This window comes from Empedobacter sp. UBA2044 (assembly GCF_002333005.1).
GTDB classification, from domain to species: domain Bacteria; phylum Bacteroidota; class Bacteroidia; order Flavobacteriales; family Weeksellaceae; genus Empedobacter; species Empedobacter falsenii_B.
Genome location: NZ_DDBA01000017.1, coordinates 1 through 15,347, shown reverse-complemented (window position 1 = coordinate 15,347; position 15,347 = coordinate 1). Strand labels below are relative to the sequence as shown.

Genomic DNA, 15,347 nt, shown 5'->3' with positions numbered 1-15,347 from the left:
CTTAATCATTCATTTTAGGAAACAACCCCTGCATCAATCCTTTTTTATGTTGCTTCAATTGCTCTATTTTCTCGGCTTGTACTGTGATGAGTTCATCTAATGCAGAAAGACAGGATGCAATTTTTTGCTGTTCTGTGGGTTTGGGCATTGGGACTAAAAGATTTCTAATATCATCGCTATTTACAGCGTCAAAAGTTCCCCCTTGAGAGATTTTTTCCCAAGATGATTCGTATGAGAATAACCATTGATAGAGATACTCTTGTGAATTTGTTTTTTTCGCCCGGATAGCCGACATTCCCCTACCAATACAAGCATTGTGTAAAGATTTTGCAACTGTACCAACAGGCGCTCTTACACTCAACAAAATATCTCCAACTTCACATTCTTTGGTTATTTCCGTTGTGTAAATTCTTGGAGCTGACAACCTGTTTTTTATATCTGTATTTCCTTGTAATAATGGAAGTCCAATTTTATCTTCATTATAAGATGCAGAACTTGGTGACGAACCCATAATAACATCGGAAACTTTTGATAGATTAAGATTTTCCCATTCACCTTTAAACTCCTTAAACCTCAACTTTGGTACTTTTTCACCTTCTTGTGGAAATAAATTTTGCATTAAGCCTTTTTTGTGGGCTTTCAATAATTCCAACTTTTGGTTGTGGGCTTCTATCACTTCATCTAAAGAAGAAAGACAAGCAGCTATTTTTTGTTGTTCTATGGATAAGTTGGGTTTTTGGATAGTAAATTTCTCAAAAACACTTTTACTTATTATTGGTACAGCTGTTTGACCTGCCAAATTTTTAAGGCGAGTAATATTTCTTGAAATAGCATAATAAACAAACTCATAATGATTTGACGCATTACAAACAATAGAATTGATTTGTTGATTTGTTGCACATTCAACTTTATTAATTCCGTTTAAACCAATGGAAGCAATACAGGTTACTAAAACCGAGTTTTTCGGAATCACTCTCGATTTCTCTTTCCCTTTATCAGTAAGTTTTAAAACTGAATTATATATGTATTTTTCTTTAAAGTCTTGTGCTGTTACCCAAACAAAATCACCACCCCAATATTCACTTTTTTCCTTACTCGGAGTGCCACCAGTAACTACATCACCAATTGTTTCTATGGAAATTTCTTTCCATTTTCCCTCATTCACAAACTCAGGAAACCGCAATTCGGGTATTAATTTATTATTCTTACTCATAAGCTGCTAATCCACTAATTTCTCTTGTACCTGCCAATTTCTTTAATTGGGGTACTAAATCTTCCATTAATGCCAATTCTTGTACACGGCGTTCTTTCCAGCTTAACTCCAACGGAGCTAATAAATCTGTTAGTTGTTCGCCGTCAAAAATCATTCGGCTCATTATTCTTTCTATAAACCGTTCTAAATCGGCTGTTTGTAAACCGTATTTCTGTGCAATAGCCGCCAGTTCTTTATTGTATTTTTCATCTTTAAAAGTATTAAACATTACTTTTAACTCCTGTGTGCTATAACCTTTTGTCCAATCCAATCTGTTAATAAATTCGGTTAAATCTTCTTCTTCGTCCATTAAATTAGAATTTGATTTTAACAAACCAATCACTTGTACTTTGGTCATTTTTTGTTTTGATGGTTTTTGCTGGGTGCTATCTGCAATCAAACTCATGATGTAATCGTAATCAATCACAGCAGAAGCAAATAGTACAAATTCAAAATCTAACTCCTGAATTTCAGGTGGTGCATTTTCTCCTTCTTTTTGTTGGCGTTTCTGAAAATTTTTAGCGGTTTCGATATACGAACTACGAAATGCTACAAAGGTTTCCTTGGGTAAAATGGTTTCAATTTGGGCTTTTTGTTCTTCGTTTAAATCGGTATATTGATCTAACTGTGTTTTTAAGCGCTGTACTTCTTTAAAATTTTTTACAAAGGTAATGCGGGCAGCATCGCCTTTAAGATTATACACTTCTTGAGGTTCGTTTACCAAATTTTGCTGTTGCATAAAAATCCCCAATTTTTCTACCGCTTCTTTAAATTGATCCATTACAACAGGTGCAGGATCAACCAACCAAATTTCTTTAGGGTTTTTATCGCTTTTACCCGAAAATAAACCAATAGCTTGATTAACGGCTTCCTGCTGTGAACGAAAATCTAAAATACTACCATAAGGTTTGGTATCATTTAATACACGGTTAGTACGCGAAAATGCTTGTATCAACCCGTGGTATTTTAGGTTTTTATCTACATACAACGTATTTAGATATTTACTATCAAAACCAGTAAGCAACATATCTACCACAATGGTAATGTCAATTTTTTCTTTGTGTGGCAGTTCTTTATTCGTCCACTTTTGGTCTTTAATCCGTTTTTGTACATCTTGGTAGTACAAATCAAACTCGTTAATGGTATGGTTTGTACCGTATTGAAGATTAAAATCTGCAATGATTTCCGTTAAAGCTTTTTTCTTTTCTTCCGGATTGTGTTTATTATCTTCTTTTTCTTGTATTAAATCCTCTTGTATTTGCTGAATGTCTTTGTTTCCTTCGGCAGGTGGCGAAAACACACATACAATATTCAAACGTTTATAATTTGCATCCTGTGTTTCTCGCTGTTGCTGTGCCTTTTTAAAGAGCTGATAATATTCAATCGCGTTATTAATAGAGGCGGTTGCAAATAAAGCATTAAACTTGCGTTCGTTGGTCACAGCGTTGTGTTTTTCTAAAATAGCCTCTACCACAGCTTGCTGTGTCAAAGTTTCACCCGGTTTTGCCTGATGAGATCCTTCGCCTTTAAAATAATCAATGTGAAATTTCAGTACGTTTTTATCTTCTATAGCGTCAGTAATCGTATAGGCATGTAACTCTTTTTCAAAAATATATTCTGTGGTCTTATAAGTTTCATACTCACCCTCTCGTATTTTTTGCGTAGAATTGCTTTCAAAAATAGGCGTACCTGTAAAACCAAACAATTGTGCGCTCGGGAAAAAATCTTTAATTGCTTTGTGATTATCACCGAATTGTGAACGATGACATTCATCAAAAATAAACACAACGCGTTTGTTGCGCAATGGTTCTAAACGTTCTTTATAGTTTTTTTGGTTGGATCCGTCCAATGCCAACCCCAGTTTTTGAATGGTAGTGACTATTACTTTATCGGCATAGTCTGTAGATAGCAAGCGTCTTACCAATGTTTCGGTGTTTGTATTTTCTTCTACACTGCCTTCCTGAAAACGATTAAATTCTTCACGGGTTTGGCGATCTAAATCTTTTCGATCTACCACAAACAAACATTTTTCAATATCGGGATTGTCTTTCAACAAAGTAGAAGCTTTAAAAGAAGTCAATGTTTTACCACTTCCCGTTGTATGCCAGATATACCCATTACCTCGGTTGTCTTTAATACAATCTACAATAGCTTTTACCGCATAAATTTGGTAAGGTCGCATTACCAGTATTTTCTGCTCGCCCTGAACCAACACCATATATTTACTAATCATTTCACCCAGCGTGCATTTGGCTAAAAATACATCGGTAAAATCGTTTAGGTCATTAATTTTTTTATTATCAATATCAGCTAATTCATATACAGGTAAAAACTGCTCATCGGCATTAAAAGCAAAATGTTGATTTTTGTTATTCGCAAAATATAAGGTTCTGTTACTGTTGCTTACAATAAACAATTGCATAAAACATAGCAAGGTATTGGCATACCCATTGCCCGGTTCATTTTTATAATCAACGATTTGTTGCATGGCATTTCTATGCGAAATGTCACCTCTTTTAAGTTCAATCTGCACCATTGGCAAACCGTTAATTAAAATGATAACATCATAACGTTGGTGGCTATTTTCGGTATTGATTCGTAATTGATTGATAACCTCAAAATCATTTTTGCACCAATCTTTAATGTTTACTAAAGTATAATGTAAAGGTGTGCCGTCTTCACGTTGAAAATATTGTCTTTCACGTATTAATTTAGAAGCTTCAAACACATCCGAACGGATAATTTCTTCTCTCAATCTCAAAAACTCACTATCCGTCAATCGTACCCGATTTAATTCTTCAAATTTTTGACGGAAGTTATCTTCTAATGATTTTCTATCAACAATTTCAGGTCGATAGGTATATTTTAAGTCTTTTAACTGTGAAATTAATTGATTTTCAATATTTTGCTCTTTTGTCATGAATGGTTCTAAATTTAATAGAATGTCATCCAAATATACATAAAATAAGCAATGGTTTAAATGACTTAATTTATAATTACAACATATATCTGACTATAAAGTCGCTAAGAATCTAAATATTATATAATTGACTATTTTAAATAAATTAGAAATAGCAAGGCAGTTGACGGAAGTTGAATAGTTATTCTAATTATATGTGAGTCTACAGGTAAAAATACTCTGGAGTTAGACAAACCTAAAATTAACTCCAAAGTACCATTACTAACATTAAACTTACCTAAAAGCTAACACGACTAATTTAGTATATTGTTTTTAAATAAAACGTTTATTTACTTAATATCTTTTACTTTTTTTACAAACTCCTCATAAGTATCAGATTTTTCATTATCCCAATTAGTTGGTTCTATTAAATCATAAATACTAACTCTTAGTAATTTTGCAATTTCTATAAGATCATCTAATGAAGGCTGTCTTTTATTATTACGCCATTTAGATATTGTAAATTCAGTTTTACCAATAAATTTAGCAATGACTCTATTTTGTACATTTCTTTCTTTAAAAACAATATCTAATCGATTAATTTTCATATAATTTAAAATATTTATTAAAAAAGTTTGGCGTTTAATGTCAAACATTGTATATTTGATATATGTTTAAAGCGACACAATTAGTTAAGGCTATTTGACTTAACGAAATGATGTCTCTCTATTCGGGAATAATCCGGTAAATTATAAGCCCTAGAGAGTACAAAAAGTCGCCCAATACACTGGGATTTTCATATATTTGCGATAATTCCAGAGGGCGATTTATGCGTTTGTACTTCATTGGGCAAGAGTTTACTCTAAAGGTTTTCTTACCGGATTTCCTCACGATAATGAAGGAGTGTAAATCGTTTCTCTGACTTTTTATTTCTACTTCTATCAAGAATAGAAGACATCGTTCCATAAAACCCAAAACACATGAGAACGAAACAATTTCCATTCATCCGTAAAAAACCGCCAGACAAAGTCTGTTGGTGTTACTAATTTTTTTAAAGAATAAACCTCCGTTTTTATAACATTTTTAAAACACGGATCGTAAAGTAAAGGGCTATCCTTTCTTTACACGCTCTCTATCAGAGCCTCGGTAATGAGACTTTGACAGTTTGGTTATACTCTTTTTTTTTCGCACATTAAAAGTAATGCCTTTCATATCATTTTCCAAATTTATTGGGGCTACTACCTGTTTTAAGTTGTAAGTAATGAGTTATAAGTAATGAGTTAAATGTATGATGTACAGATTAGATGTTAGATATGAGAATTGAAATTTTAGATTTGTACTATGTAAAAAGTAGAATGTATTATGTATTTGAAAAAGGATTAAAAAAATGTCATATGATTTGGAGGCAAGTGTCAAAAAGTTGAAGAAAATGGTTAAAATGTTTTACTATTTGCGTAGCAAATGATTTAAAACATTCAATGGCTGAAACTTATTTTGACCGTCGAAAATCAAAGACAAGAGTTTTTTGTTTCGTTTTTTGCGCTCAAAAAATGAAAAAAGATTTCTTGAAATGACAGAATATTAGAGAAATAATGTGTTAAAAAGTGTTAAATTCTTGTATCTCTGTATATCCAAAATGACATTTTTCTGTATCGGTTGTGTATCCGCGCTGTATCCATTCTGTATCCATTGTATATGCGTTCCGTATGGTTTGTTCGAGGTTCGTGTATCGATGCTGAGTTGTAAAATGTACAGATTAGATGTTAGATTTTAGATTCGAGATTCGAGACGCGAAATTCGAAATTCGAGGTGCGGGATTTGAGAATTTATATGACAATGAATTTGAATATTTAAAAAGAATGATAAAAATCCGACGATTTAGGATCGAAATGCAATTCAACTCTAAATTATTGGAATAAAAAAAGTTGAGGTGTTTGAACGAAGTGAGTTATCAACTTTATGGAAATAATTTATTTAGTTGAATCATTGAGAGACTACTGTCGGCATCTTTTTTTGTTTCGTTTTTTTGGATGCTCAAAAAAATGAAAATAAAGAACAAATTTGAAATAAAAAAACAAAACCCCTTTCCCAAAAACAAAGTTGGCGCGATGTACAGGAAAGTTAGTGGCTTTTAAAACTAATGTTGAATTAAATAACGATGTAAAATTATGAAAGAGTAAACAGATTCACACTCTATCCCCCGAAGACAACACAAAGAGTATAAATGATCTTTATAAAATGTATTAGTGTTAATTTTTTTCATTTATTAATGTAATTTTTAAAACTTGTCTATATCGGGGGATTTATAAAGGATGCGATTCTGAGACAAGCCCAGAATGACAAAATCCGTTTTTAAAAATGACAACGAATTTGAGTATTGAAAAAGAATGAAGAAAACGTCATATGATTTGGAGGCGAGTGTCAAAAAGTTGAAGAGAATGATTAAGATTATTCATTTTTTTTCTTGATAAAAAAAACGAATCAAAAAAAATCAAGTCCGTGCTTACAAGTCGGTCAATAACGGCTATTCGCTAAATGCTTTAAATCATTCGCATATGAAATGCGAACAGTAAATCATTTTTAACGCTCACTACGCCGAATTGACGCTCGACTTTTCAGCAATGACGGTTTTGAAATTTGTTGTTAAAAGTGGATTTGAATATTGAAAAAGGATGAAAAAAAATGTCATATGATTTGGAGGCGAGTGTCAAAAAGTTGATCGCCATGGTTAAAATATTTTACTGTTTGCGTAGCAAATGATTTAAAATATTGAATGGCTGAAACTTATTTTGACCGTCGAAAATCAAAGACTTGATGTTTTGTAATCACATACTCTGTTAGCACAGACTTTGCATTAAGGTAAAAGTTAGAAGAAAAAAAATAGAAAGATTCTGCACTTCGAGTGCCTAAGTGCCCATGTTTAGAATGGTAGAAAATAATATTCACCACATAGATACATAGAACTGAATGATGAAAAATAAAGAGCAATAGAGAAGATAAATCTATTAAACATAGTTAGCAGCTCGCTATGTTTCTGTTTACTGAACTATGGAATCTCTAAAATAAAAAAAGATAAAAACCTATGTATCTATTGTGGTTAAAAAATAACTTATAACGTAAAAAAAATAAAACCTCCTTTCCCTAAAACAAAGTTGGCGCGATGTACAGGAAAAGGAGTGGCTTTTAAAACTAATGTTGAATTTTAAAAAACTATGTAAAATTATGAAAAAATTTTACTTTAAACTCAGTAGGCAGTCATTTGCTGTATTATTGGGATTGTTTTGTGCAACACCACTATTTGCACAAACAGGAAAAACCGTGACTGGAACGGTAAAAGAACTTCAAATCCCACTGGTGGGCGTAATGGTAAAGGAGGAGGGAACCGATAATTCTACCTATACCGATGACAATGGACATTATTCGTTGACCTTACAACATGATGATGCTAAACTAATTTTTGAGCAATTGGATTTTCCTATTCGAGAAGAAGAGGTATTGAATAGAAGCGTGATCAATGTACGTTTCACAAAAGAAGAGGAGAGTATTCAGCTGAAAGATGTGGTGATCAATGCAGGATACTACTCCGTAAAGGATAAAGAACGAACGGGGTCAATTGCACGTGTAACGGCTAAAGAAATTGAGAATCAGCCTGTGAATAATGTGTTAGATGCCTTGCAGGGTAGAGTTGCAGGTTTAGAAATTACGCCAACTACAGGAACAGCAGGTGGTGGTTATACCATTCGGTTAAGAGGACAGAATAGTATAAATGCGGGGAATGATCCTTTGTTTATAATAGATGGAGTTCCGTTTGATATGAATTCGATGTCCTACACCAGTATTTCCAATACCGTAATGCCCAATTCAAACATTAATCCGTTGAATTCTATTGATCCAAAATCAATCGAGAAGATTGAAGTTTTAAAAGACGCGGATGCTACTGCTATTTATGGTTCGCGTGGTGCAAATGGGGTGATTTTGATAACGACTAAAAAGGGACAAAAGAGAAAAACTACATTTAATATAGATTCATCGATTAGTGTCAATTCCATTACAAAAAAAGTAAATCTTCTAAATACAGAACAATACCTCATGATGCGAAAGAAAGCATTTGAAAATGATGGAATTACAAATTACCCGACAAATGCGTATGATATTAATGGAGCATGGGATCAAACGCGATATACCGACTGGCAAAAATTACTAATAGGGAATACTGGTACAACCAATAATACAAGACTAAATATTATGGGCGGTAGCGAGCAAACAAGTTTTATGATTGGCACCAATTTTATGAAAGAAACTTCTGTTTTATATGGGGATTATAGCTATAAAAAACTGAATGCCTTTGTCAATCTTAATCATTCTTCTAAAGACAATAGATTTAAAGTAGGTACTGTCCTAGTTTATGGAGATGATAACAATGTATTACCAATAGAAAACTTAGCGCGTACAGCTAAAAAATTAGCTCCCAATGCACCCGCTTTATTCGATGAAAATGGAAATCTAAATTGGGAAAATAATACATGGACAAACCCTATAGCATCTACTTATAGTACCTATCGTAGTCATGCAAATGTGTTGAATACCAGCTTTAATATGAGCTATGCTTTAACGGATCAATTAACATTTAAAACGAATATAGGTTACAATCATTCAATTTTAAAAGATAAAAGTTTCAATCCACATACAGTAAGAAATCCTGCTTATGGTAATACAAGTGCCGATAGTAGTGTCATAATGAATGAGAATGAAAAAGAAGTATGGTCAATAGAACCGCAGTTGGATTATCATCTTAGTTGGACAAATAGTGAAATTAACTTGAATGTAGGAGCAACTTTTATGATGAACGAACAAAATCAGTTGGTTACAAGAGGAGTTGGCTTTGCAGATAATGCACTAATGAATGTGATGAGCGCAGCAAAAGCATTTCAATTTCTGCAAGATATTTCTTCACAATATAAATACAATGCGATCTATGGACGATTTAATTACAGTTTGTATCAAAAATATATTCTTAATCTTACAGCAAGAAGAGATGGATCAAGTCGATTTGGAGAAGCCAATAAGTTAGCAAATTTTGGTGCAATAGGCGCTGCATGGATTTTTTCGAAAGAACATTTTTTGAGTGATCAATCGTGGTTGAGTTTCGGGAAATTGAGAGGGAGTTATGGAATTACTGGAAACGACCAAATAGGGGATTATCAGTATTTGAGTACATATTCTATAAAACAAGACGGTTATGATGGAACAACCTATTTAACACCTTCTCGTTTACATAATCCGAATTTTTCATGGGAAAAAAATCGAAAGATAGAAGGAGCAATAGAATTGGCTTTTCTGAAAAATAGATTAAATCTTGAAGTAAACTATTACCACAATCAATCCAATAATCAGCTAATAGGCTATTCGTTACCTGCTACAACAGGGTTTAAAACAATTCAAGCAAATTTGGATGCAGTAGTGGTTAATAAAGGATTAGAAATTGCTCTCCATTCAACCAATATTAAGAAAGATAAATGGCAATGGGAAACATCCTTTTTAATTACATTTCCAAAGAATAAATTAAAAGCGTTCGAAAATCTAGCTCAATCCAGTTATAGCAATCAATATGTTATTGGGCAATCTATAAATATCACAAAGCTATACAATTATATAGGAATAAACCCTGTAAATGGAACTTATATGTTCGAGGATTATAACAATGATGGAAAAATAAGTAGTGCCGATGATCGTAGAATATATACTGATTTCAATCCCAAATGGTACGGAAGTTTAGGAAATACCATTCGTTATAACAATTGGAATCTTGAGGTACTTTTTCAATTCTCGAAAAAGAAAGCCTACAACGAACTGCATACGTTAAATGCAGCAGGTACATTCTTCAATCAACCTGTTTCGGTTATAGATGAAGGTCGAACGCAAATTTATACAACAGGCTCTAATACAAATGCTGTTGTTGCCCAAAATTATTTTTATACAAGTACTGGAGTTGTAAGTGATGCTTCTTTTGTGAGGTTAAAATCACTTTCGATAAACTACAATGTACCTCTTAAGAAAAATTATAAAGTCGCTTTATATGCGCAAGGTTTTAATCTGCTAACGCTTACGAACTACAAAGGAGGGGATCCCGAACAAATTGAAGATTTTTTACCTCCATTAAAACGTATCGCATTTGGAACAACTATCTCATTTTAAAAAATTGAAACCATGAAAAATAATAGAACAATATATGTGATGAATAGATTCATCCTATTGATTGCCATATTTACATTGGCTGCTTGTAATGATTGGATTGAAACAGATGATCCTAAGGGAGAAATAAAAATTGAAAAGGTTTACAACAACGAGCAAACTGCTAATGCAGCAGTTGCGAGTATTTACAAAGACATGAAAAATGATGGTTTGTTGTCGGGAAGTACAAATGGATCAAGCGTATTATTTAGTTTGTATGCAGATGAACTTGATTTTTATGGTTCTACGAGCAATAACCTTTCAATGTTTCATTCCCATCAATTATTGCCTTCTAATACACTTGTAACGTCTATATGGGCAAATAATTATAGAATTATTTATGAAACAAATTTAGCTATAGAGGCATTAAATAATTCAACGAATTTATCCCTTGAGTTAAAAAATAAATTGATAGCAGAAGTGTTGTTTATTAGAGCATTTACGCATTTTAATTTGATGAATGTATATGGTAAAATACCCTATATCACTACATCTAATTATCAAATCAATCGATATGTTTACCGTGATGAAATAAAGATTGTTTACGATAATATCGAAAAAGATTTGCTCCAAGCAAAAGGTTTATTGGTAAATAATGTGGCGTCTACTGCGAGTAACAGAGCAACTATATATGCAGTGTCAGCCCTATTAAGTAAGGTGTACTTATACCAAGAAAAATGGGATAAAGTAGTGAGTGAATCGCAAGGAATTGTTCAAAATAAGAACTTTTCATTTCAACAACCAATAGAAAATCAATATAAAAAAGAAAGCAAGTCTACAATATTTCAATTTTCATCGACCATAAATGGTGAAAATACGTTAGAAGGATCATATTTTATTATTAATAGCGGACCTCCAACTCGGGTAGCTTTACGACAAGATTTTATAAACCTGTTTAATCCACTCGATAAAAGGTTACAATTTTGGACAAAGAAAGTAAGCAATACAACAAATACACAATCTTGGTATATACCGTATAAATATAAAGAAAATGCAAATACAGGTTCAAGCAAAGAGTTTTCTATTGTATTTGGTTTGTCAGAAATAATCTTGATGAGAGCAGAAGCTTATTTACATACAAATGAATTGGCATTGGCAGTAAAAGAAATTAATATCATTCGAGAGAAAGCAGGGTTAAATCAGTTTAATTCTTCTAATCCAAATGAGATTCAAAAAGAACTTATACTTCAAAGAAAACTAGAATTGTTTACAGAACATGGAAACAGATGGTTTGATTTGAAACGTTGGAAAATAGCCGAGGAAACTCTAAAACCTATAAAATCAAATTGGAAACCAAGAGATTTAATTTTACCAATTCCAGAAAGCGAATTATTGATTAATCCTAATCTAAATCCTCAAAACGATGGCTATTAAATATGTCAATTCAATACTAGTTATACTGTTTGTCTGTTTGGGATACTTTTCAAAAGCGCAAGAGATTCAAAAAACTTCGAATTGGACAAAACATACTTTATTTACAGACGTAAGTAGCGATGGAAAGTGGGTTGTTGTAAATGATATGCAAGATAAAAATAATGTTATACTTATACAGACAGAATCAGGTGTTAGAAAAGAATTGGGTTCAATCATTCTTTTGAAATTTTTGAAAAATAATGATATACTATCTTTTGTTGATGATAAATCAAATTTGCATCTAATTGATTTAAAAACATTAAAAACAATCTTGCAAGTTGAGGTACTACATAAAAGATATTTTACAAATCATGATCAAACGATAATTTCATACCTAAGAAAGGGCGAAAAAGAGAAAAAAGATTTACAGTTACTTGATTTGAAGAGTAACAAGTCATATACGATACACGATGTAGAAAACTACCAGTGGCATACCGTCAAAGATGATTTAATTTTTCTAACATCAAATACGGATTCTAATACTAAAACATTAAAAAAATGGGAATCGGGTTCAGAAAATCAGCAGTCTCTCTTTATAAGCCCAAAAAATGAAGTAAAGATATTAGGATGGCAAAGCGATCAAAAAAGTATACTTCTACTAGAAAACACGGTTGACGGAGGGATACTTTACACGATTAATACCCAAAATAAGGAGGTAAAATCTTTGGCTTGTAAAACATTATTTTCTGATGAGGTAGTTCGTAAAATAAATGGTTTTGATACTACTAGTGATCGTAATGGAATAGTCTTTTTTAATGTAGATATCGTAAAGAGTAAAAATGATAATTACAGTATTTGGGATACCCAAGATGCTTTAATCGCACCTAGAAAAGCTGTTGCTGAAGAATATGTTTTGAATAAACAGAGCATAAGATGGGATACAAAAACGAATGAATTTTCTATCATTACTTCAAATAAATTGAATGCTGTTATCATTAAACCTAACTATAGTTATGCATTAGCGTATGACTTTTTAGAAAATGAACCTTCTACAGAACAATATACTGTTGCCGATTTATACCTAAAAAATTATGAAAAAGGAGAAGAGAAGTTAATTGTTCCTGCACATTATTTTTCTTACGACTATCTTTCGTTTTCGCCGAGTGGAAAATATATCATGTATTTTAAAGATAAAAAATGGTGGGGATATGATACAGAAAATGATAAGTACTTTGATATCACCATACCATCAAATTATTCTTTATATAAAACAAACGATATGTATTATAAACATCCAACACCATATGGAGTAGAAGGGTGGTCTATAAACGAAAATGAAGTATTTGTGTATGATGAGTTTGATATTTGGATGTATGATATAAAAAATGGTAATGCTAAAAGGTTAACAGCTAGTAATGGGGATATAAGTTATAGATTTAATAAAAAAGAACGAAAAAATACCTCTCACATTGATATCAATCAAAAGTTGATGTTAGATCTATCGACCAAAGATGAGCAAAATGGTTTTGCTTTTTTTGAAAAAGGTAAAATTTTACCAATTGTCTTAGAATCCAATACGATTGAAAATGTTGTATGTATTAATAAGCAAACGTGTTTTTTTAAGAAGTTTAGGTATAACGTATCTCCTGTTATAGAGCGTGTAGATTTGGCTACGAAAAAAAGAAAGATAGTATATCAAAGTAATCCCAATTTGGCAAAGTTAGATTTAGGTAAAAGTGAAAGTATAGAATACAAGAACATAAAAGGAAACAAATCGAAAGGGATTTTACTTTACCCAACTAATTTTAATCCTACCAAGCAATATCCTGTTATTTACTATATATACGAGAATATGACGTATAAAGTAAATCAGTTTGCAAGTCCAACAAAACATACGGAGGACGGTTTTAACATTCTTAATTATATATTGGATGGGTATTTTGTTTTTTTACCCAATTTAGATTATCAAATAGGAAATTTAGGTGAATCAATTGTCGTGAATATAGAAAATAGTGTAGAAGAACTAGCAAGTCGATCCTATATTGATAAGAATAGATTAGGACTAATAGGGCATTCGTTTGGTGGTTATGAAGCGGCATTTATAGCAACGCATTCCAATTTGTTTAAGGCAATTGTAGCGGGTTCTGGCGTGATGGATTTGGTTTCTTGGTCGCATGATGTACAATGGGAAGGTTGGTTTAGAGAGCAAGCATGGAGGTTAGAAAGTCAGCAGTTTCGAATGAAAGATAGTTATTATACGGATAAAAATAACTATATAAGAAACTCACCTTTCTATCAGGTGGAAAACATGAAAACGCCTTTATTGTTATGGGCTGGTAAATCTGATTATAATATAAATTGGTATCAAAGCATATATATGTATATGGCAATGAAAAAATTAAATAAAGAAGGTAAATTGATTTTATTTAATAATGATGGTCATTATTTAACTCGTAAAGAGAATCAAGAAATGTTATATGATTCAATCTTAAGTTGGTTTAATACATATTTAAAATAAGAGAAAGGAGCTATTACGCTCCTTTCCTTTAAATTATGGTTGCCAATGCATCAAGTTTTGACTACATTGAGTACCATTTTTAAATTCAAATACTTCTTTAGAACCAATTGTACAACTTACAGTTCCTATGTTATTACAAGTGGCATCTACCTGTTCACATTCTTCTAAATCATTGTAAATATATGCAGTTGCATACTCTGTAGATTTGTTAGAAGATTTACCTTCAGTGGCAAATGCAAAAGCAACAGCCATCATTCCTACCCCAATAGGTAGCGCTTTTTTTAGAAAATTTGTTTTCATTTTGTATAATTTTAATGTGGTGACTTACTCTATTATACAGGTTTTCAGTCTTCCCCTGCGTTGCGCAACGATTTATTTTTTTAATTGGTAACGATAGATTTCATCATCAATTACAGCGAAAACAGAGTTTTGGTATATTTTAAAATCCCTAAGTTGTTGTTTAGGTTTATGATAGAGGTAAAAACTGTGGAGATAATGGTTGTTTACGAGATCATATACATCTATGATGCTTGCACTTTGGTGTTCTTCTTCAAAATTTCCCAGTCGTTTGCTGTGGATGTAGAGATTATCACCATAGGTAGCTATCGTTTCATTCACTCGAATTGTCTTTGGACCTAATCGATAGTTTTGGTCTTTTTTATAAAAAGCAACATCAAGTTCTGGTTCATTTAAAGAATCGATGCTTTTCATAACATTTTTTTCATTCATCATAGAATCAAGGATGATAATTTCATTTTTATAATAATAGACATATAAAAAAATCTGATGTTGTTCATTCCAAATGAGTAATCCATCCAAATCAAATGCTCCATTTTGTTGGCTTTTTAGAGTTGTATCGTTTATTTTTAGTTGAAATCCATCCACTGTTTTATACAATAAAGCGAGTGCTGTTTGTTTAGTTTTTTGACTTGTTACAGAAAGACCAAAATGATCATCTTTTCCAGGAACATATTGATTGTAATAAGCATTATCAATAGTTTCAAGAGAAGCCGTATAATCATTTAATATTCCTTTTTCTATAATTCCTACTGTTCCATCCCCTAAGTAGAAATATGGATATCCTAACGAAAGTT

General features: G+C 32.0%; 8 protein-coding genes. 3 read left to right on the top strand and 5 right to left on the bottom strand.

The window, feature by feature from the left end; genetic code table 11:
- Nucleotide 1 precedes the first annotated feature (1 nt).
- From B4E59_RS01705 to B4E59_RS01695, 3 genes are all read right to left on the bottom strand, one after another.
- A complete protein-coding gene (locus tag B4E59_RS01705; protein WP_291050939.1) occupies nt 2-1,213 on the bottom strand; it encodes a restriction endonuclease subunit S in 1,212 nt (403 codons plus the stop codon).
- Complete coding sequence (locus B4E59_RS01700) at nt 1,206-4,172, bottom strand: type I restriction endonuclease subunit R (RefSeq protein WP_291050936.1); 2,967 nt, start codon at nt 4,170-4,172, stop codon at nt 1,206-1,208. The genes B4E59_RS01705 and B4E59_RS01700 overlap by 8 nt, the downstream gene beginning before the upstream one ends.
- 329 nt (nt 4,173-4,501) lie before the next feature.
- Nucleotides 4,502-4,807: a helix-turn-helix domain-containing protein gene (locus tag B4E59_RS01695; RefSeq protein WP_291050934.1), complete on the bottom strand. Its 306-nt coding sequence runs from the start codon at nt 4,805-4,807 to the stop codon at nt 4,502-4,504.
- Nucleotides 4,808-7,373: 2,566 nt separating this feature from the next.
- Here B4E59_RS01695 and B4E59_RS01690 point away from each other — a divergent pair.
- Genes B4E59_RS01690 through B4E59_RS01680 form a run of 3 tightly spaced genes read left to right on the top strand, consistent with a single transcriptional unit; the run spans nt 7,374 to nt 14,253 of the window.
- Nucleotides 7,374-10,346, top strand: coding sequence for a SusC/RagA family TonB-linked outer membrane protein (locus B4E59_RS01690; protein ID WP_291050931.1), 2,973 nt, complete (start codon nt 7,374-7,376; stop codon nt 10,344-10,346).
- Between the two features lie 12 nt (nt 10,347-10,358).
- Nucleotides 10,359-11,756 carry a RagB/SusD family nutrient uptake outer membrane protein gene (locus tag B4E59_RS01685; protein ID WP_291050928.1) on the top strand — a complete coding sequence of 466 codons (1,398 nt, stop codon included), beginning with the start codon at nt 10,359-10,361 and terminating at the stop codon, nt 11,754-11,756.
- Nucleotides 11,746-14,253, top strand: a complete 2,508-nt coding sequence (locus tag B4E59_RS01680; RefSeq protein WP_291050926.1) for a S9 family peptidase — start codon at nt 11,746-11,748, stop codon at nt 14,251-14,253. Before B4E59_RS01685 ends, B4E59_RS01680 begins: the two co-directional genes overlap by 11 nt.
- A 33-nt stretch (nt 14,254-14,286) precedes the next feature.
- Here the strand turns inward: B4E59_RS01680 and B4E59_RS01675 are convergent, their stop codons facing one another.
- Nucleotides 14,287-14,553, bottom strand: a complete 267-nt coding sequence (locus B4E59_RS01675; protein ID WP_225542528.1) for a DUF6520 family protein — start codon at nt 14,551-14,553, stop codon at nt 14,287-14,289.
- 72 nt (nt 14,554-14,625) lie between these two features.
- The coding region (locus B4E59_RS01670) for a hypothetical protein (protein ID WP_291050921.1) at nt 14,626-15,347 on the bottom strand (722 nt) is incomplete at its 5' end.